At 67.6% G+C, this 17921-nt stretch carries 20 protein-coding genes and 1 riboswitch; of the genes, 6 read left to right on the top strand and 14 right to left on the bottom strand.

What is annotated here, in order from left to right:
- The first annotated feature begins 45 nt into the window (after positions 1–45).
- Both mtnC and LRK53_RS08495 read left to right on the top strand, forming a co-directional pair.
- A complete protein-coding gene (gene mtnC / locus LRK53_RS08500) occupies positions 46–732 on the top strand; it encodes an acireductone synthase (RefSeq protein WP_027492645.1) in 687 nt (228 codons plus the stop codon).
- 22 nt (positions 733–754) lie between these two features.
- Positions 755–1759 (top strand): C13 family peptidase, encoded by a 1005-nt coding sequence (locus LRK53_RS08495; RefSeq protein ID WP_027492646.1) that lies wholly within the window; start codon positions 755–757, stop codon positions 1757–1759.
- Between the two features lie 6 nt (positions 1760–1765).
- On the opposite strand, the gene hisIE is transcribed toward LRK53_RS08495, so the two are convergent.
- The 9 genes from hisIE to LRK53_RS08450 all read right to left on the bottom strand — a co-directional run bounded on the left by hisIE (position 1766) and on the right by LRK53_RS08450 (position 9560).
- The gene (gene hisIE, locus LRK53_RS08490) at positions 1766–2392 is read right to left on the bottom strand and encodes a bifunctional phosphoribosyl-AMP cyclohydrolase/phosphoribosyl-ATP diphosphatase HisIE (protein WP_027492647.1); all 627 of its coding nucleotides are present in this window, start codon (positions 2390–2392) and stop codon (positions 1766–1768) included.
- Positions 2393–2475: 83 nt separating this feature from the next.
- Entirely contained in the window at positions 2476–3252 is a 777-nt protein-coding gene (hisF, locus tag LRK53_RS08485) for an imidazole glycerol phosphate synthase subunit HisF (protein ID WP_027492648.1), read from the bottom strand.
- 157 nt (positions 3253–3409) lie between these two features.
- On the bottom strand, positions 3410–4141 hold the full coding sequence (hisA, locus tag LRK53_RS08480; RefSeq protein WP_027492649.1) for a 1-(5-phosphoribosyl)-5-[(5-phosphoribosylamino)methylideneamino]imidazole-4-carboxamide isomerase: 732 nt from the start codon (positions 4139–4141) through the stop codon (positions 3410–3412).
- A gap of 142 nt (positions 4142–4283) precedes the next feature.
- Positions 4284–4877, bottom strand: coding sequence for an imidazole glycerol phosphate synthase subunit HisH (gene hisH / locus LRK53_RS08475; protein WP_235642630.1), 594 nt, complete (start codon positions 4875–4877; stop codon positions 4284–4286).
- Positions 4874–5941, bottom strand: a complete 1068-nt coding sequence (gene hisB, locus LRK53_RS08470) for a bifunctional histidinol-phosphatase/imidazoleglycerol-phosphate dehydratase HisB (RefSeq protein ID WP_027492650.1) — start codon at positions 5939–5941, stop codon at positions 4874–4876. The genes hisH and hisB overlap by 4 nt, the downstream gene beginning before the upstream one ends.
- Complete coding sequence (gene hisC / locus LRK53_RS08465) at positions 5938–7014, bottom strand: histidinol-phosphate transaminase (RefSeq protein ID WP_027492651.1); 1077 nt, start codon at positions 7012–7014, stop codon at positions 5938–5940. The genes hisB and hisC overlap by 4 nt, the downstream gene beginning before the upstream one ends.
- The gene (gene hisD, locus LRK53_RS08460) at positions 7011–8309 is read right to left on the bottom strand and encodes a histidinol dehydrogenase (RefSeq protein WP_027492652.1); all 1299 of its coding nucleotides are present in this window, start codon (positions 8307–8309) and stop codon (positions 7011–7013) included. Before hisD ends, hisC begins: the two co-directional genes overlap by 4 nt.
- A 28-nt stretch (positions 8310–8337) precedes the next feature.
- The gene (gene hisG, locus LRK53_RS08455; protein WP_027492653.1) at positions 8338–9231 is read right to left on the bottom strand and encodes an ATP phosphoribosyltransferase; all 894 of its coding nucleotides are present in this window, start codon (positions 9229–9231) and stop codon (positions 8338–8340) included.
- Positions 9228–9560, bottom strand: a complete 333-nt coding sequence (locus LRK53_RS08450; protein ID WP_027492654.1) for a YerC/YecD family TrpR-related protein — start codon at positions 9558–9560, stop codon at positions 9228–9230. The genes hisG and LRK53_RS08450 overlap by 4 nt, the downstream gene beginning before the upstream one ends.
- Before the next feature lie 140 nt (positions 9561–9700).
- Positions 9701–9911: riboswitch (cobalamin riboswitch) on the top strand.
- Positions 9912–10259: 348 nt separating this feature from the next.
- On the opposite strand from LRK53_RS08450, the gene LRK53_RS08445 reads away from it, so the two are divergent.
- The 3 genes from LRK53_RS08445 to LRK53_RS08435 all read left to right on the top strand — a co-directional run bounded on the left by LRK53_RS08445 (position 10260) and on the right by LRK53_RS08435 (position 14122).
- On the top strand, positions 10260–12683 hold the full coding sequence (locus LRK53_RS08445; protein ID WP_051257564.1) for a ribonucleoside-diphosphate reductase subunit alpha: 2424 nt from the start codon (positions 10260–10262) through the stop codon (positions 12681–12683).
- 85 nt (positions 12684–12768) lie between these two features.
- A complete protein-coding gene (locus tag LRK53_RS08440; RefSeq protein ID WP_027492655.1) occupies positions 12769–13866 on the top strand; it encodes a ribonucleotide-diphosphate reductase subunit beta in 1098 nt (365 codons plus the stop codon).
- A 10-nt stretch (positions 13867–13876) separates the two neighbouring features.
- Entirely contained in the window at positions 13877–14122 is a 246-nt protein-coding gene (locus LRK53_RS08435) for a glutaredoxin family protein (RefSeq protein ID WP_037089635.1), read from the top strand.
- A gap of 452 nt (positions 14123–14574) precedes the next feature.
- Here LRK53_RS08435 and LRK53_RS08430 read toward each other — a convergent pair whose 3' ends face one another.
- From LRK53_RS08430 to LRK53_RS08410, 5 genes are all read right to left on the bottom strand, one after another.
- Entirely contained in the window at positions 14575–14736 is a 162-nt protein-coding gene (locus LRK53_RS08430) for a 30S ribosomal protein THX (protein WP_081666607.1), read from the bottom strand.
- A gap of 68 nt (positions 14737–14804) precedes the next feature.
- Positions 14805–15749 carry a cation diffusion facilitator family transporter gene (locus tag LRK53_RS08425; RefSeq protein WP_027492656.1) on the bottom strand — a complete coding sequence of 315 codons (945 nt, stop codon included), beginning with the start codon at positions 15747–15749 and terminating at the stop codon, positions 14805–14807.
- Between the two features lie 58 nt (positions 15750–15807).
- Positions 15808–16242 carry a MerC domain-containing protein gene (locus LRK53_RS08420; RefSeq protein ID WP_027492657.1) on the bottom strand — a complete coding sequence of 145 codons (435 nt, stop codon included), beginning with the start codon at positions 16240–16242 and terminating at the stop codon, positions 15808–15810.
- 97 nt (positions 16243–16339) lie between these two features.
- Complete coding sequence (locus LRK53_RS08415; protein WP_235642629.1) at positions 16340–16828, bottom strand: transcriptional repressor; 489 nt, start codon at positions 16826–16828, stop codon at positions 16340–16342.
- 5 nt (positions 16829–16833) lie between these two features.
- Positions 16834–17139, bottom strand: a complete 306-nt coding sequence (locus LRK53_RS08410) for a hypothetical protein (protein WP_235642628.1) — start codon at positions 17137–17139, stop codon at positions 16834–16836.
- 100 nt (positions 17140–17239) lie between these two features.
- On the opposite strand from LRK53_RS08410, the gene LRK53_RS08405 reads away from it, so the two are divergent.
- A complete protein-coding gene (locus LRK53_RS08405) occupies positions 17240–17917 on the top strand; it encodes a response regulator transcription factor (protein ID WP_027491540.1) in 678 nt (225 codons plus the stop codon).
- Positions 17918–17921: the final 4 nt, after the last annotated feature.

Here is a 17921-nt window from a genome sequence, read left to right as displayed (position 1 = left end):
GCCCGCTCGCGGGCGATGCTCTTCCCGAACCCGGATCCCGAATCCATGATCGAAATCCGCGCCATCGTCACCGACATCGAAGGCACCACCAGCTCGATCGACTTCGTGCGCGAGGTGCTGTTCCCCTACGCGCGCAAGCGGCTGCCGGCCTTCGTCGAAACCCACGGCGACAAGCCCGAGGTGCAGCACTGGCTGCACGAAGCTGCCTTGGAGGCCGGGCTGGTGGAGGCCCATCGCCAGGACGTCATCGAGTTGCTGCTCAAGTGGATCGACCAGGACCGCAAGTCCACCGCGCTGAAGGCGCTGCAGGGCATGATCTGGAAGGACGGCTATGAGGCCGGCGACTACCGCGCGCACATCTATCCGGAAGTCGCCGCGCGGCTGCGCGACTGGCGCGCCGACGGACTGCGCCTGTACGTCTACTCCTCCGGCTCGGTGCCGGCGCAGAAACTGTTTTTCCGCCACAGCGAGGCCGGCGACCTGGGCGCGCTGTTCGCCGGCTACTTCGATACCGAGACCGGCCCGAAGCGCGAGGTCGAATCCTATCGGCGCATCGCCGACGCCATCGGCGAGCAGCCGCGCCACCTGCTGTTCCTGTCCGACATCGTGGAAGAACTCGACGCCGCGCAGGCGGCCGGCTTCCACACCGGCTGGCTGGTGCGCGAGCCGCAGGCGCTGCCCGATGCGCCGCGCCATGCGGTCTATCGCGATTTCGACGCGATCACGCCGTGAAGCCGCCGCACGCGCCCCCGCCATGCGTAGCATCCTGACCGTCCTGCTCGCGTTTGCCGCCGGGGTGCTGCTGGCGACCTGGTGGCCAAGCCAGTCCACGGCACCCAGTGCCGACCACTTCGTCGCCGCGGCACCTGGCAGCGCCGCGGCAGAAGCCGCGCCGAGTGACGACGCCGATGCCGACCGCTGGCCCAGCCAGGCTCCCACCCCGGAACAGGTGCTGTATGCGCAGCCGCGGATGATGCGCGACGCCTTGGCGCAACTCGGCCCGCGCGTACCTGGCCAGCCGAACCTGTACCTGCTCGCCTTCGCCGGCGACGGTGGCGAGGACGTATTCCGCAATGAGGCCGAGTACGCCGCGCGGTTGTTCGCGCAACGCTTCGGCGCCAGCGCGCACAGCCTGGTGCTGGAGAACAACCCGGCCAGCCTGACCACCCGGCCGCTGGCCAGCTGGAGCAACCTGGAAACCGCGCTCGAAGGCCTGGGCAAGGTGATGCAACCAGACCAGGACATCCTGCTGCTGTACTTCACCAGCCACGGCAGCGAGAACCACGACCTCCTGCTCGACATGGACCCGCTGCCGCTGGACCAGCTCGGCGCCAGCGACCTGGCCGGCATCCTGGCCATGCACCCGTTCAAGTGGAAGGTGGTGGTGGTCAACGCCTGCTACTCGGGCGGTTTCGTGCCGCCGCTGCGCGGCCCCGGCACCCTGGTGCTCACCGCCGCCCGCGCCGACCGCAGCTCGTTCGGCTGCGGCAGCGATTCCGACATCACCTACTTCGGCAAGGCCTGGCTGGTCGATGCGCTGAACCGCACCGACAACTTTGCAGATGCGTTCAAACGGGCCAGCGGCGAAATCAGCCAGTGGGAGCGGCAGGGCAAGCTCACCCCCTCGGAACCGCAGATCGACATCGGCAGCGGCATCACCGAGCAACTCGCCCTGTGGCGCAAGGGGCTCACGCCGGGACCGGCGTTGCCGTTCAGCCCGTTGCCGGCCGGCAACGCATCCGTCGCCACGCCCCGCTAGTCCGGCTCATCCACGCCGCGCATGTCGTTCGGCCAGCACGCGGGCGACGTCGGCCAGGCCAAGTCCGCGCGCGCGCAGCGCCACGGTGAGATGGAACAGCAGGTCGGCCGCCTCGCCCAGCAATTCTGCATCTCCCTGCGCGACAGCGGCCAGCGCCGTCTCGACGCCTTCCTCGCCCACCTTCTGCGCGATGCGGCGAATGCCGCCGTCGAACAGCTTCGTGGTGTAGCTGCCCTCCGGACGCTCGGCATGACGCCGCGCGACCAGCGCATCGAGTTCGGCGAGGAAGCCCAGCGGCGGGCGCGGGTCTTCGCCGAAGCAGCTGGAGGTGCCGAGGTGGCAGGTCGGCCCGTGCGGGGCGGCCTGGATCAGCAGGGTGTCGGCGTCGCAATCGGTGCGGATCGACTTCAGCGCGAGCACGTGGCCGGAGCTTTCGCCCTTGGTCCACAGGCGTTGCTTGCTGCGGCTGTAGAAGGTGACCTGGCCGCTGGCTTGCGTCTGCGCCAGCGCCTCGGCGTTCATGTAGCCGAGCATCAGCACTTCGCCGCTGAGCCAGTGCTGCACGACCGCCGGCAGCAGGCCGTCGCCCTTGGCCCAGTCGAGACGTGAAAAATCGGCATTGGGATCAGTCATCGGGATACCTGCTGCAAACACGCGTCGAAGCATGTGATCAAGTTTGGCTCTCTCGTCATTCCGGCGAAAGCCGGAATGACGAGCTAGGGGATACGTCGTACCGCGACACCTTGCGACTGCAGGTATTCCTTGAGCGCAGATATCGCGATCGCGCCCGAGTGGAACACGCTGGCCGCCAGCGCACCGTCCACGTCGGCCTCGTCGAAGGCATCGCGGAAGTGTTCCGGCTCGCCGGCGCCGCCGGAGGCGACCAGCGGCACGCGACAGAGCGCGCGGGCCGCGAAAAGCTGCTCCAGATCGTACCCCCGGCGCACGCCGTCGCTGCCCATGCAGTTCAACACGATCTCGCCAGCGCCGCGCTGCTGCGCCTCGACCATCCAGTCCAGCGTGCGGCGCGGCAGCGCCTGGGTCTTCGCAGGGTCGCCGGTGTACTGGCGCACGCGCCACTCGCCGTCGGCGTCGCGCAGCGAGTCGATGCCGACCACCACGCACTGCACGCCGAACGCGGCAGCCAGTTCGTCGATCAATCCGGGACGTTCCAGCGCCGGCGAGTTCACCGAAATCTTGTCGGCGCCCGCGTGCAGCACCTCGCGCGCCTCGTCCACCGAACGGATGCCGCCGGCCACGCAGAACGGAATGTCGATCACCCGCGCGACCTTCTCGACCCAGCCGCGATCCACGCTGCGCCCTTCGGGACTGGCCGTGATGTCGTAGAACACAAGCTCGTCGGCGCCTTCGTCGCGGTAGCGCAGCGCGAGATCGACGATTTCGCCCATCACCACGTGGTCGCGGAAGCGTACGCCCTTGACCACCTGGCCCTCGCGCACGTCGAGGCAGGGAATGATGCGGCGGCTCAGCATCGTGCAACTCCAGCCGTCGCCGCATCCAAACCCTTCCCTGCGAGCAGGGGAGGGTTTGGGAGGGGTGTTCTTCGCTGCGCGCACAAAAGCCCAACCCCCTCCCAGCCTCCCCCTGCGTGCAGGGGGAGGAGAAAAGCCCGCAAGGTCGTCGTCAACTTCATACTGCCAGCGCCTCCGCCACGGTGAAGCGACCTTCCAGCAGCGCGCGACCCAGGATCACGCCGCGCGCGCCGGCTTCGCGCGCGGCGCGGATGTCGTCCAGCGAGCGCACGCCGCCGGAGGCCTGCACGGCCAGCAACGGCACCGTGGCGGCAAGATGGCGGTAGAGATCGAGGTTGAAGCCGGCCAGCATGCCGTCGCGGTCGATGTCGGTGCACAGCAGGTGGCGCGCGCCGCGCGCGGCGTACCACGGCGCCAGCTCATCCAGCGTGCGCGCTTCGACTTCGGTCCAGCCTGCGCTGGGCAGGCTCCAGCGACCATCGAGGCGGCGCGTATCGAGTGCGAGAGTCAGCCTGTCGGCACCGTAACTGCCCAGCCAGCCAGCCACGGGTTCGGGTTCGCGGATCGCCACGCTGCCCAGCACCACGCGCTGCACGCCGGCGTCGAACAGCCGGCGCAAGTCGTCTTCCCCGCGTACGCCGCCGCCGGCCTGGATCTGCATGCCATCGGCGGCGATGGCCTGGATCACCGCGAGGTTGGCCAGGCTGCCCGAGCGCGCACCGTCCAGGTCGACCAGGTGCAGCCAGCGCGCGCCGGCCTCGGCATAGCGGCGCGCCAGTGCGCGCGGATCGGCCGCATAGGTGGTCTGCTGCGCGTAGTCGCCCTGCTTCAGGCGCACCACCTGGCCGCCACGCAGGTCGATCGCGGGGATTACCTCGAAATATGTCACCAGGAAACCTCGAAGAAACTTCCCATGCCGTCATTCCCGCGAAAGCGGGAATCCCTATCGATCTTGCGCAATAGCAACCTGGATTCCCGCTTTCGCGGGAATGACGGCAAACAAGCAGGTTTTCGGCCGGTGGCACTCATACTCATAGTTCGAGGAAGTTCTTGAGAAGCTTCGCGCCGACGGCGGCGGAACGCTCGGGGTGGAACTGCATGCCGTAGAAATTGCCGCGCGCGATCACCGCCGAGAACGAGTCGCCGTAATCGCAGTCGGCCAGTGTCCAGTCGCCGGTCGGTACAGCGTAACTGTGCACGAAGTAGGCCTGTTCGCCGTCGTCGAGCCCGGCCAGCAGCGGATGTTCCCGCTGGATCGACAAGCCATTCCAGCCCATGTGCGGCACGCGCAGGCCGGGCGCATCGGTGAAACGGCGCACCGGCGCCGGGATCAGTCCGAGGCACTCCGTGCCGCCCTCTTCCGAATGCGCGCACAACAGCTGCATGCCGAGGCACACGCCGAGCACGGGCTGTTCCAGCGAGCGCAGCACGTTGACCAAACCCAGCTCGCGCAGCCGCGCCATGCCGGGACCGGCGGCGCCCACGCCGGGCAGGATCACCTTGTCGGCACCACGGATCGCCGCTGCGTCCGAGGTCAGCGCAGCGTCCACGCCCAGCCGCTGCAGCGCGTAGCGCACCGAGCCGATGTTGGTGCCACCTGCGTCGACCAGCACCACGTTCATCACAGCGCGCCCTTGGTGCTGGGCAGTTCGCTGCCGGAGCGTGCGATCGCCTGGCACAGCGTACGCGCCACCGCCTTGAAGCAGGCCTCGACCATGTGGTGCGCGTTGTCGCCGCGCACGCTCAGGTGCAGGTTCGCGCCCAGCGTCTCGCACAGCGAGCGGAAGAAATGCGGCACCAGTTCGGTCGGCACCTCGCCCACCCGTTCGCGCGGGAAGCTGCCTTCGAACACGAAGTAGGGCCGGCCGGAAAGGTCCAGCGCAGCACTGGCCTGCGCCTCGTCCATCGGCAGGGTGAAACCGTAGCGGCCGATGCCGCGCTTGTCGCCGAGCGCCTGCTTCAGCGCCTGGCCCAGCGCCAGCGCGCAGTCCTCGATGGTGTGGTGTTCGTCGATGTGGGTGTCGCCGTCGCAGGCCAGTTCCAGCGCGAAACCGCCATGCTTGCCGATCTGCTCCAGCATGTGGTCGAAGAAACCCAGGCCGGTATGCGCCTGCGGCTCGGCCACCCGATCCAGGTCGACGCTGACCGTGATGCGGGTTTCCTTCGTGTTGCGCACCACCGTGGCGGTGCGCGGCGCATCCAGCAGCTGATGCGCCAATGCATCCCAGCTCGTGCCGAGCGGGCCCACACGGAAACCGCGCACGCCGAGATTCGCGGCGAACTGCAGGTCGGTTTCGCGATCGCCCACCATCGCCGACACCGCCCGGCTCCAGCCGTCATCGGCGAGGTAGTGCCGCAGCATGCCGACGCCGGGCTTGCGCGTATCGAGGCCCTCGTGCGGGAAACTGCGGTCGATCAGCACCTCACGGAAGCGGATGCCCTGCGAGGCGAGGATGCGCAGCAGCAGTTCGTGCGGCCCGGTGAAATGCGGCTCCGGGAAACTGTCGGTGCCCAGGCCGTCCTGGTTGCTCACCATCACCAGCTCGTAGCCGGCGGCGACGAAGCGCTGCAACGCGGCGATCACGCCAGGCAACAGGGCTAGCTTCTCGTAGCTGTCGATCTGCTCGTCGGCCGGCTCCTCGATCAGGCAACCGTCGCGATCGACAAAAAGAATCTTGCGGGTAGTCATGCCGATCCCTCGGCAGCATCCCAGCCATCCAATACAGCCAATACCCGATCATTCTCCGCCGGCGTGCCGATGGTGATGCGCAGCGCGTCGCCGAGGTTGGGGTAGCGGCGCACGTCGCGCACCACGATGCCGGCGGCGAGCAGGCGCCGGTAGGCCGCGCCGGCATCGTCGAAGCGCACGGCGAGGAAGTTCGCCTGCGACGGCAGCACGTCGCGCACGCCGGGCAACCGGCGCAACGCCTCGCGCATCCGTGCGCGCTCCGCGCGCACGACGGCGAGGTGTTCGCGCGCGTTCGCCTGCCCCCAGCCGGACAGCGCCAGCAGCGCCGCGTCCACGCTCGGCAGCGGCAGCGGGTACGGCGCCATGATCCGGCGCAGCAGGGCGATCACGTCGGCGTTCGCCAGCAGGCTGCCGATGCGCACGCCGGCCAGCGCCCAGGCCTTGGACAAGGTGCGTAGCACGGCGAGGTTGTCGTAGCGGTCGATCAGGTCGGCCACGCTGCCTTCGTCGGCGAACTCCACATAGGCCTCGTCCACCACCAGCAGCGCGCGGCCGGCCAGCGCGCGCGCCAGCCGCTCCAGGTCGGTGCGCGGCACCGGCTGGCCGGTGGGATTGTTCGGCGTGCAGATGAAGACCAGTTTCACTGCCGGGGTCAACGCGGCCAGCACCGCATCCGCGTCCAGCGTGGCGTCCGCCGTCAACGGCACCTCGACGATGCCCGCGTCCTGCACCCGCGCGCACACCGCATACATGCCGAACGTGGGCGGCTGGATCAGGATCGCGTCGCGGCCGGCGCGACAGAACGCGCGCACCAGCAGGTCGATCGCCTCGTCGCTGCCGCGACCGACCAGCAACTGTTCGCGCTGCACGCCGTAGAGGGCCGCCAGCGCGTCGATCAGGGTGGCGGGCTGCGGCTCGGGATAGCGGTTGCAGCCAAGGCCGTCGTCGCCCACCGGCGCCCACGCCGACTCGTTCGCGTTGAGGAACACCTCGCCGCCGCTGGCCTCCATCCGCGCCGAGGAGTACGGCTGCATCGCGCGGATCTCCGGCCGCGCCAGATCGAGCACGCTCATGCCAAAGCCTCCAGGCGCAGCGTCACCGCGCGGCGGTGCGCTTCCAGTTGCTCCGCCGCCGCCAGCGTGGCGGTGCACGGGCCGATGTTGCGCAAGCCGTCCGCGCTGACTTCCTGCACGCTGATCTGCTTCTGGTAGCTCGCTACCGACACGCCGCTGTAGCTGCGCGCGTAGCCATAGGTTGGCAGCACGTGGTTGCTGCCGCTGCAGTAGTCGCCCACCGATTCGGGCGCCCACTGGCCGAGGAAAATCGAGCCGGCGCTCTCGACGCCGTCGAGCAGCGCACGCGGCGCGGCCACCTGCAAAATCAGATGCTCGGGGGCGTAGCGGTTGCTCACCTCCACTGCCTGCGCCAGCGAGTCGACCGCGATCAGCCGACTCTGCGCCAGCGCCTGCGCGGCGATCGCTGCGCGCGGTAGTTCGGCGCATTGCCGCTCGACTTCGGCAGCCACCCGATCGAGCAGCGCAGCCGACGGACTCAGCAGGATCACCTGCGAATCCGGCCCGTGCTCGGCCTGCGACAGCAGGTCGGCGGCGACGAAGACCGGATTCGCCCCGGCATCGGCGATCACCAGCACTTCGGACGGGCCGGCCGGCATGTCGATCGCGGCGCCGTCCGGGTCGGACGACACCTGCAATTTCGCTTCGGTGACCCAGGCATTGCCGGGGCCGAACAGCTTGTCGCACTTCGGCACCGATTCCGTGCCATAGGCCATCGCGGCGATCGCCTGCGCGCCGCCCAGCTTGAATACCTTGTGCACGCCGGTGAGGCGCGCGGCGTACAGCACCGCCTCGTCGCAGCGGCCGTCCGCGCGCGCCGGCGAGCACAGCACCACCTCGCGGCAACCGGCGATGTGCGCCGGCACGCCCAGCATCAGGGCGGTCGACGGCAACGGCGCGCTGCCAGCCGGCACGTACAGGCCGACCCGGCCGATCGGCCGCAGCATGCGCTCCACCCGCACGCCGGGTGCGGTATCCACCGCCACCGGCTGCAGCGCCGCCGCGCGATGGAACGCCTCGATGCGCGCTGCCGCTTCGCGGATCGCGGCTTTCAGGGCCGGATCGAGAGAAGCCTCGGCCGCGGCGAATTCGGTCTCATCCACCGCGATCGCCTGCAGTTCGCAGCGGTCGTACTTCGCGCTCAGTTCGCGCAGCGCCGTGTCGCCGCCTTCGCGCACGGTGGCGATGATCTGCTCGACGCCGCGGCGCAGTTCGTCGACCCGCGACTGCGCGGGGCGCGCCAGCGCCTCGCGGCGCGCCGTTTCATCCAGGGCGTTCCAGTCCAGACGTTTCATGTGAGCCTGCTCTTCATGCCAATCTGCTTCATGCCAACATTTTCTCCACCGGCAGCACGAACATCTCGCGTGCCCCAGCCTTCTTGATCTCTTCCAGTTGCCGCCAGCTCACTTCGCCGGCACACAGCGCCTGCAGCATCAATTGATCTGGCTGGCCGGCTACCGGCAACAGGGTCGGCTGCGGACCGCCCGGCAGCAGGCGGGTGACGGCTTCCAGCGTGTGACGCGAGGTCTGCAGCAGCAGCAGGCGCGACTCGCGCACTTGGATCACCCCGTCCAGCCGCTTCAGCAGCAGTTCCAGCAGGTCGCCGCGCTCGTCCACCGGCAGCGCCTGCGGCCCGGCCAGCACGGCTTCGCTGTGCAGCAGCACGTCGGCCTCGCGCAACTGGTTCGCCACCAGCGTGCCACCGCTCTGCACCAGGTCGCAGATCGCATCGGCGGTGCCCAGCTTCGGCGCAATCTCGACCGAACCAGCCAGGGTCACCACGCCGGCAGCGATCCCTTGCGTGCGCAGCCATTCGCCCAGCAGGCCCGGATACGAGGTGGCGATACGCCGGCCTTCCAGTTGCCCGGGCCCGTGGTAGTCCAGCTCCTGCGGCACCGCGATCGACAGCCGGCAACGGCCGAATCCGAGCGGACGCAGTTCACTCAGCGGCTCGGCCTCGCGCCCCGCGGTGAGCTGGAATTCGTTCAGCACATTGCGCCCGACGATGCCCAGGTCGCACACGCCCTGCGCGATCAGGCCGGGGATGTCGTCGTCGCGCACCAGCAGCAGATCGACCGGCTCGCCCTCGCCGAAGCAGAACAGCTTGTCGCGACTTTGCCGGAAGGTGAGTCCGCAGCGGGCCAGCAGCTCCAGCGCCGGCTCGGTGAGCCGGCCGGACTTCTGCATCGCGATGCGCAGGCGGTCGCGCGGCTTCATGCCTTCTTCCTCGCGGCCTGCGCCTGCCGCCGCGCCGCGCGGGCTGCTGCGGCCAGGTAGCCGCCGTTGCCCTGGTTGAGATAGCGCGCCACCCGCCCGATGGTGGTGATGCTGACCGCGGTGCGCTCGTGGATCTCCCGATACGGCAAGCCGTCCAGCAACAGCGGCACCACGCGCCAGCGATCCACCATCACCTCCAGCTCGGCCGGCGTGCACAGATCGCCGAGAAAGGCGGCCATTTCCTCCGCGTTCTTCAGCGACAGCAGCGCCTCGTACAGGCTTTGCGCGGCGGCATTCACGGCAGTTGCGTCAGGTGATCTACGTTTCATGATGTACTAATGCGTTAATACAATAGCGCACAGCATAGCTGCCATGATGCGCTGCGGCAAGCCCCGGATGCCGGCGGTCGTCATGGCGCCGACATCGTGACGCAAGGACCATCTCTGGTATTGACGCACGCCACAAGACCCAATATGTTGTGCTCGTCGGTACCTCGGCCGCTTGCGGCAGCCGGGTTGAAAAGGGAATCCGGTGTGAATCCGGAGCTGCCCCGCAGCGGTAAGCGGAAACGAACTGCCTTACAAGCACTGGGCGCACAGCACCCGGGAAGCGAGGCACAGTAGGTGGGCCAAGGCCCGCGTCCGCAAAGTCCGAAGACCTGCCGACACACCGGGCCGAACGTCCGGTGCGGGTGACCGCTTCCGCGGGGGAGCGCGTCGCGAATCGGGCGCCCTGCCCGGTCGCGCGCGCTTGCCTTGCCAAGCCCAACCCTCTTGGCCCTGCGCGCGGGAGCAGGCAACTGGTCAAGAAGCCGCCTCTCGGCTTCCCTTCGGGGAACGCACATGCCACACCTCATGCTCACCTTGCGCCGCGCGCGCCCGGGCGCGCGCCACCACGCTGACACGTCACGCCGCAGCCAGGCCCGTCCCCCCGGCTGACGGCGCTCCACCGCATCCCTTCATCATCACTGGCCCGCCACCTCGGTGCGCCGGTCATGCCTGCCTGTGCTTCAAAGAAGGACACCCCTCATGCTGGAAACCATCATCAAGCGCGACGGCCGCGTCGAGCCGTTCACTCCGTCCAAGCTCAACCAGTGGGGCGAATGGGCCGCGCAAACCCTGGGCGACGCGGTGGACTGGCCTTCGGTTGTGCTGGAAGCGGTGGCCGGTTTGTCCGGCACGTCCAGCACGCGCGAGCTGCAGCAACAACTCATCAAGACCTGCCTGCACTTCGACACCTGGTCGTACAACCGCATGGCCGGGCGGCTCTACGCCACCTTGATCCGCAAGAATCTGTACGGCCGCGACCGCCCCAGCGTGCAGGCGCTGCACCGCAAGCTGCAGCAGCTCGGCTACATGGAAGTACTGGATTACTCCGCGGCGGAATACGCGCAGGTGGAGGCGATCATCGACCACGAGCGCGACTTCGCCTATGCGCATTACCAGTTGCACACCCACCTCACCAAGTACGCCATTGCCGACCGCGTCAACGGCGTCCACCACGAGACGCCGCAGTTCATCTACATGCGCATGGCGATGGCGCTGGCGGCGGATCAGCCGCGCGCGCGCCGCATGCACGACGTGGAACGCCTCTACGAACACCTGTCGCTGAACCGCATCAACGCGCCCACGCCCAACCATGTGAACCTGGGCACGCCGCTGCGTGGTTACGCCAGCTGCTGCCTGTACACCACCGGCGACAACGCGCGCTCCATCGCGGTGGGCAACCACATCGCCAACACCATGACCTACATGTCCGCCGGCATCGGCGCGCACATGCAGACGCGCTCGCTGAACGACCCGGTGCGCGGCGGCGTGATCCGCCATCAGGGCAAGCTGCCGTATTACCGCGCCCTGGTGGCCGAGGTGAAATCCAACCTGCAGAACGGCCGCGGCGGCGCCTGCACCAGCTACTTCTCGATCTTCGACCCGGAAGTGGATGCTCTGCTGCGGCTGAAGAACCCGATGTCCACCGCCGACCGGAAGATCCGCGGCATGGACTACTCCTGGGGCGGCAACCGCTTCTTCGCGCGCAAGGTGGCCTTGAACGAGGACGTGTTCCTGTTCAACTGCTACACCGCGCCCGACCTGCAGGAGGCGCTGTACAGCGGCGATGAGACGCGCTTCGAGGCGCTGTACCGGAAGTACGAGGCGGACACGGGCTTCAGCAAGACCTTTGTCAGCGCGCGCGAACTGCTCATCACCGCCAGCAACGAATGGAACGAGACCGGGCGCATTTACGAGCACAACATCGCCGAGATGAACCGGCATACGCCGTTCAAGGACACCATCTACAGCTCCAACCTGTGCTCGGAAATCGCCCTGCCCACGGCACCGTACAACCACATCCTCGAACTGTATGCGCAGCACGACATCTCCTTCGTCACCTTCGAGACGGAGGCCGGCGACACGCGCCGCATCGAGGGCGGCGAGCGCATCGCCACCGCACGCGGCGAACTGTGGCCCGAGGATCTCGCCGTGGGCGACGTGGTCGATGGCGCCCGCGTCAAGCGCATCGCCCAGCGCTCCTCGCCCGAGGTGGCCACCTGCAACCTCGCCGGCATCTGCGTGGACAACATCGATTCGGAAGAGCAATACGCCGAAGTGGCCTATTACGCGCTGCTCATGATCGACAAATGCATCCACCTCGCGCACTACGAGCTGCCGCAGGTGGGCGTGACCTCGCGCCGGCGCCTGAATGCCGGCGTGGGCATCCTCGGCCTGGCCCACCTGATGGCGAAAAACCGCCAGCGCTACACGACGCCCGAAGGCAAGGCCTTCATCCACGCCGTGGCCGAGCGGCACTACTACCACCTCCTGCGCGCCAGCCTGCGGCTGGGCCAGGAACTGGGCAACGCGCCGTGGATGCACAAGACGCGCTGGCCCGAAGGCTGGCTGCCGCTGGACACCTGCAACGGCAACATCGACAAGCTCGGCAACTTCCGCATGCACTACGACTGGGAGGCGTTGCGCGCCGAGATCAAGGCCAATGGCGGCATCCGCAATTCGGTACTGGTGGCGCATATGCCCACCGAAACCAGCGCCAACGCCTCGGGCACCACCAACGGGCTCTATCCCGTGCGCGAGCTCACCCTCATCAAGACCGACAACCACCGGGTGAACTACTGGGCCGCGCCCGAGGGCGACAGCATCGGCGAGTGGTACCAGTCGGCCTGGGACATTCCCGCACGCGACCTCACCGAGATGTACGCCATCGTGCAGAAGTGGACCGACCAGGGCATCTCGGCCGACTTCTATCGCCGCGTAATCGGCGACGACTGCATCGAATCCACCGAGATGATCGATAACTACCTCTACCGCGTGAAGCTGGGGCTGAAGTCCAAGTACTACATGAACCAGAAGACCTCCAACGGCATGCAGGAGATCGCGGCAACCACCGCGACCAGCGCCGTCGACGAGAAGGACAGCGATTGCGAGGCATGCACTTTGTGAAGCAGTGGCGGCCTCGCCCCGTCCGTGCGGACGAAGCCGCTCCCGCAACAACAGCCACCACCGCACACACCGCCACGAGAACGCCATGACCGACAACATTTTCAACTACGCCAAGACCGACTACGCCAAGCCCTCGCTGTTCCTGGGCCAGAAGCCTGGCTTGTTCGACACCATCAACCGCCACTACCCCGACATCTGGCGCCTGTACAAGGCACAGAAATCGCTGGACTGGGACGAAAACGAGTTCGACTACTCCTCCTGCAACGCCGACTTCAAATCCTGCTCGCGCGCCACCTGGGAAATGATGATCAAGACCCTGGCCTGGCAATGGGAAGCCGACAGCGTGGCCTCGCGCGCCATCGCCCCGGTGCTGGCGCCCTTCATCACCTCCAGCGAGCTGTGGGCCTGCTGGCAGCGCATCTCCGATAACGAGGTGATCCACGCCGCCACCTATTCGGAGATCGTGCGCAACTCCTTCGACGACCCGGGCGCCATCATCGAGGAGATCCTGCGCGTGGAGCAGGCGCACGCGCGGCTGGAGCGCGTGGTCAAGGCCTTCGCCGACGGCTACCGCGCCTCGCACCGATACGCGCTGGGGCAGCTGCCCGACGACCAGGCCACCTACAACACCGTGTTCATGACGGTGGTGGCGCTGTTCTGCATGGAGCGCATCCAGTTCATGGCGAGCTTCGCCGTCACCTTCGCCATCTGCGACACCGGCCTGTTCCAGCCCATCGGCAAGGCGATCCAGAAAATCGCCCAGGACGAGCTGGAAATCCACGCCGAGCTGGATCGTGCCGTGCTGGCCAACGAGCTCACCACCGAACGCGGCCAGACCGCCTTCCGCACATGCCGCGGTGAGATCGAGGCGCTGATCGAGGAAGTGGTGGACAGTGAGCTCACCTGGATCGCCTACCTGTTCGACGAGGGCCGTGAGCTGGTCGGCATGAACCCCGAGCGCCTGTCGGCATGGACGCTGTACTGCGCCAAGGACGTCTACCAGACGCTGGGCCTGACCACCACGAAATACGCCCTGCCCGGCGCCAACCCGCTCAAGTACATGGAGAAGTGGCTGAACATCTCCAAGACCCAGGCCTCGCCGCAGGAACAGGACATCGCCGCCTACAAGGTAGGCGTGATGCGCCGCACCGACAAGAACCTGATCTTCGACGCCGACTTCTGAAGGAGCCTCCATGCAAGTCATCATCTACGGTCGCGACCACTGCGCGAGCTGCGACAAGACCAAGCTGCTGTGCCAGATGAAATCCATCACCTTCCAGTACCACAACGTGGGCAGCGACATCAGCGTGGACGAGTTGCGCAGCAAGGTGGGCCAGCGCACCACCAGCCTGCCGCAGATCTTCCTGGCCGAAGGCGACACGATCCGCTACGTGGGCGGCTACGACGACTTGCGCAGCGCCCTGCAACGCATGCATTGAATTCTTCAACCTCTCAGCCCGGCCACGACGAGACCACGATGAGGGCATGGCGAGGGCATGGATGCCCGAGTTGAGGCAATGCAGGAGCAATTGCCCGATGCCCGAGTTGAGGCAACGCAGGAGCAGTTGCCCGATGTGCGAGTTGAGGCAACGCAGGAGCAGTTGCCCGATGCCCGAGTTGAGGCAACGCAGGGAGCAACTGCCCGATGCCCGGTCGGGAGTCAGTCACGAAATGACTGGGTCGCGCAAACGCGTGCGAAAAAGCTCGCCAGGAGCAAACCTGTACAGCCGCAGCTGACCCGTACGGCGGGCAGCAAGGATGCCGCACGCACGTGCGCCGGGCACGCCGATGAAACATTCCGCACGACGCGGAGTTTTTCGCCGGTGCTGGCCACAGGCCAACAAAAACCCCGCCGAGGCGGGGTTCTGGTTGGCCGCAACCGGCGAAGGAATCAGGCCGATTTCTTCTTCGGCGCGGCTTTCTTGGCGGCGGCCGGCTTGGTCACGGTCGGCTTGGCGCCCACCACGGCCGGCGCCACGGCGTGCGCGCGGGTGTTGCCATAGCTGCCACGGTACGTCTTGCCGCGACGGGTCTTGCGATCGCCCTTGCCCATGGGGAACTCCTTGATTTATTGGATGAACGGCCGCTCATCATAGCAGCGTTCGGCGCCGCACGGGATAGTCAGCGACGGCCGTGGCCGGCACAGTCGTCGCTCGCATCGAGACAACTCCCGGGATCGATCTGCACGGTCACGTGCTGGATCCCGAAACGCTCCAGCAGCATGCGCTTGATGGCCTGCAGGGCCCGCGCGCCATCGGCGCGATCATGCAGCTCGGCATGCACGGTGGCCATGCGCGAACCCGAGGCGAGCTGCCACACGTGCAGGTGGTGGATGTCGCAGATGCCGGGGTCGGCGGTGCGCAGCGACGCTTCCACCAGCGCGCTGTCCATGCCGTCGGGCACGCCCTCCAGCAGGATGTGCGCCGACATCCGCAGCAAGCGCCACGCGCTGCCCAGGATCAGCAGCGAGATCAGCAGCGACAGCAGCGGGTCGGCCCACAGCCAGCCGAACCAGCGGATCGCCAGCGCCGCCAGCACCGCCGCCAGCGAACCGAGCAGGTCACCCAGCACATGCAGGCTGGCGCCGGCCAGGTTGACGTCGTCGTGCGCATGTCCGTGCAGGGTACGCAACACCAGCGCATTCACCAGCAGCCCCGCGACCGCCACGGCCAGCATGATTCCAGACAGGATCTCCCCGGGATGCAGCAGCCGCGCGACGGCCTCGTAGACGATCCAGCCGACCAGCACGAACTGGCCCAGCGCATTGACGAACCCAGCCAGCACCTCCATCCGGCCATAGCCGTAGCTGCGCCGTGCGTCGGCCGGCCTGCTCGCCATCCGCGCGCCAACGACCGCCAGCAGCAGGGCCAGCGCATCGACCACCATGTGCCCCGCGTCGGCCAGCAAGGCCAGCGAACCAGACCACACGCCACCGGCCGCCTCGACTGCCATCATCACGACGGTTAGCACGAACGCGAACAGCAGCTTGCGACTGCGTCCGTCGGACGCGACCGCCGAATCGTGCGCGTGTTCGTGGTCGTGCGGGTGGGCGTGGGCGGTGTTCATGCACACATGCTAGGAACAGCCACTGCCGTTACACAATCACCGCCGGATTCGCTACGACTCAGTGCGCGCACTGCGGGCCGTGCACGTGCGCACCGTTGCTGCGGCTGTCCAGCCGCAGATTGACGAAATGCGCAGCGGCCAGCAGCAGGCCGCCAAAGGTCACCAGCACGCTGTGCAGGACCGGCGTGGAGCCGTCGATATAGATGATGCCGAGCAGCAGCAGGGCCAGCCCCGGCGCCGCCAGCCGCAATGGCAGGGTGCGCTGGTGCCGGCGGTAACCGCGGACCAGGACGAACGAGGCCAGCACGCAGGCAAACAGCACGAACACGCGCTCGAAGCGATGGTCGGCCAGGAATTCCAGGCCCAGCAGCGGCAGCAGCGCAATCACGAAGGGCAGCAGCGCGCAGTGGATCGCGCACAGGAAAGATGCCGTCGCACCGACGCGATCGGCGGCATGCCACCAGCGGATTTTGTTCGCCTGCTCGGAGTCCATCGTCGTGCCCGGCACCGCCAGAGGTGGCGGCTCAAGTGTTCAGCCGGGTGGATGTTACATTATAACGTTGCAAAACGCCATGCCGACCGTCGCAGGTTCATCCCTTGCGACAATGCCGGCAGGTGCCATGGACTTCCAGCGTCTGCGCCTGCGGACGGAAACCGAACGCCTTCGCCTGCGCCTCGATCAGCTCGGCGACCCGCTCGTCGCAGACCTCCTGGGCGCTGGCGCAGGTATCGCAGATCAGGAACGGCACCTGGTGCGCCTCAGCCGGGTGGTGGCAGGAGACGAACGCGTTGATGGATTCCAGCTTGTGGATGAAGCCGTTCTCGAGCAGGAAATCTAGCGCGCGGTAGACCGTGGGCGGCGCCGCGTTGCCGTGCTTCTCGCGCAGCTGGTCGAGCAAGTCGTAGGCCTTGACCGGCTTGTCTGCAGCGGCAACCAGTTCCAGCACCTCGCGCCGCAGCGCGGTCAGGCGCAGGCCGCGCTTCTCGCTGGCGAGTTCCACCGCCGCCACGAAACCCCTGGGATCATCATGGTGGTGATGGTGGTGCGGGTGCGGCCTGGTGGAGATGGCAGTCGTCAATGTGGTCACCTCGGCGGCAATTGTACACCCCGGCCACGCCTTCGCCCCGGCAGCGGCGGCGGTTGGCGACGACGCGGTCGGGCCAGCACCACGAACCAGCCCAGCGGTCCCAGCAGGGTGGCCCACACGACGCCATCGACCAGCCGACCCCGCCACCAGCCGAGCAGCGCGCCGACCAGGACGAACAGCAGACTCCACCAGAACAGCGCCGCCCACGGCACCAGCCGCATCAGGTTGAAGAAGATCCGCCAGAAGGCATCCGGTGCGGCGGGATCGACTCCCACGGTCGCGCTGTCCAGCCATTCGTTCATGCGATCCCGCAGCTGCCGTTAGGATAGGCACGATGCTGTCCGCAGACGGCGCCTGTGCGCAAGCGGGCGCCACCGCCGAGCCCACGAGGAACCCACGCTCATGCGCTGCCTGCTGATCGAGGACGACCTGGCGACCGCCGAGCTGGTCCGCCATGGGCTGGAGCGGGCCGGCCACGTAGTGCAGGCATGCCACGAAGGCGATACCGGACTGCGCCTGGCGCTCGATGGCAGCTGGGATGTGCTGGTACTGGACCGCATGCTGCCCGGCGGCGTGGACGGCCTGGGCGTGCTTGCCGCCTTGCGCAGCCACGGCATCGCCACGCCGGTGATCGTGCTGAGCGCGCTGTCCAGCCTGGATGAGCGCGTGCGCGGCCTGCGCAGCGGCGGCGACGATTACCTGGGCAAGCCGTTCGCATTCGACGAGCTGCTGGCGCGGATCGAGGCGCTGGCGCGGCGCGCAGTGCAGCGCAGCGAACCGGACGTGATCGAGATCGGCGACCTGCGCGTGGATACCCGCAACCGGCGCGTGCATCGCGGCACCCAGGCGATCACGCTGCAGCCGCGCGAATACCAGCTGCTCGAATACCTGGCCCGCCACCAGGGCATGGTGGTCACCCGCCGGATGCTGCTCACCGCGGTGTGGGGTTACCACTTCGATCCGGAGACCAACGTCATCGACGTGCAGATAAGCCGGCTGCGCAACAAGCTGGACCGCGACTTTCCGACACCGCTGATCCACACCGCCCGTGGGGTCGGCTATACCCTGCGCGCCGAATGAGCAT

Source organism: Rhodanobacter thiooxydans (genome assembly GCF_021545845.1).
Taxonomy (GTDB): Bacteria; Pseudomonadota; Gammaproteobacteria; order Xanthomonadales; family Rhodanobacteraceae; genus Rhodanobacter.
This window is presented reverse-complemented; position numbering and strand designations above follow the sequence as displayed.

Excerpts from the sequence above, each read along its gene's own strand:
- hisG (WP_027492653.1), bottom strand. The coding sequence starts at position 9,231 with ATGAAGCCGCGCGACCGCCTGCGCATCGCGATGCAGAAGTCCGGCCGG.
- hisB (WP_027492650.1), bottom strand. The coding sequence starts at position 5,941 with ATGACTACCCGCAAGATTCTTTTTGTCGATCGCGACGGTTGCCTGATC.
- LRK53_RS08405 (WP_027491540.1), top strand. The coding sequence starts at position 17,240 with ATGCGCTGCCTGCTGATCGAGGACGACCTGGCGACCGCCGAGCTGGTC.
- LRK53_RS08430 (WP_081666607.1), bottom strand. The coding sequence starts at position 14,736 with ATGGGCAAGGGCGATCGCAAGACCCGTCGCGGCAAGACGTACCGTGGC.
- hisIE (WP_027492647.1), bottom strand. The coding sequence starts at position 2,392 with ATGACTGATCCCAATGCCGATTTTTCACGTCTCGACTGGGCCAAGGGC.
- LRK53_RS08495 (WP_027492646.1), top strand. The coding sequence starts at position 755 with ATGCGTAGCATCCTGACCGTCCTGCTCGCGTTTGCCGCCGGGGTGCTG.
- LRK53_RS08420 (WP_027492657.1), bottom strand. The coding sequence starts at position 16,242 with ATGGACTCCGAGCAGGCGAACAAAATCCGCTGGTGGCATGCCGCCGAT.
- hisF (WP_027492648.1), bottom strand. The coding sequence starts at position 3,252 with ATGCTGAGCCGCCGCATCATTCCCTGCCTCGACGTGCGCGAGGGCCAG.
- mtnC (WP_027492645.1), top strand. The coding sequence starts at position 46 with ATGATCGAAATCCGCGCCATCGTCACCGACATCGAAGGCACCACCAGC.
- LRK53_RS08425 (WP_027492656.1), bottom strand. The coding sequence starts at position 15,749 with ATGAACACCGCCCACGCCCACCCGCACGACCACGAACACGCGCACGAT.
- LRK53_RS08440 (WP_027492655.1), top strand. The coding sequence starts at position 12,769 with ATGACCGACAACATTTTCAACTACGCCAAGACCGACTACGCCAAGCCC.
- hisC (WP_027492651.1), bottom strand. The coding sequence starts at position 7,014 with ATGAGCGTGCTCGATCTGGCGCGGCCGGAGATCCGCGCGATGCAGCCG.
- LRK53_RS08410 (WP_235642628.1), bottom strand. The coding sequence starts at position 17,139 with ATGAACGAATGGCTGGACAGCGCGACCGTGGGAGTCGATCCCGCCGCA.
- LRK53_RS08445 (WP_051257564.1), top strand. The coding sequence starts at position 10,260 with ATGCTGGAAACCATCATCAAGCGCGACGGCCGCGTCGAGCCGTTCACT.
- LRK53_RS08450 (WP_027492654.1), bottom strand. The coding sequence starts at position 9,560 with ATGAAACGTAGATCACCTGACGCAACTGCCGTGAATGCCGCCGCGCAA.
- hisD (WP_027492652.1), bottom strand. The coding sequence starts at position 8,309 with ATGAAACGTCTGGACTGGAACGCCCTGGATGAAACGGCGCGCCGCGAG.
- LRK53_RS08435 (WP_037089635.1), top strand. The coding sequence starts at position 13,877 with ATGCAAGTCATCATCTACGGTCGCGACCACTGCGCGAGCTGCGACAAG.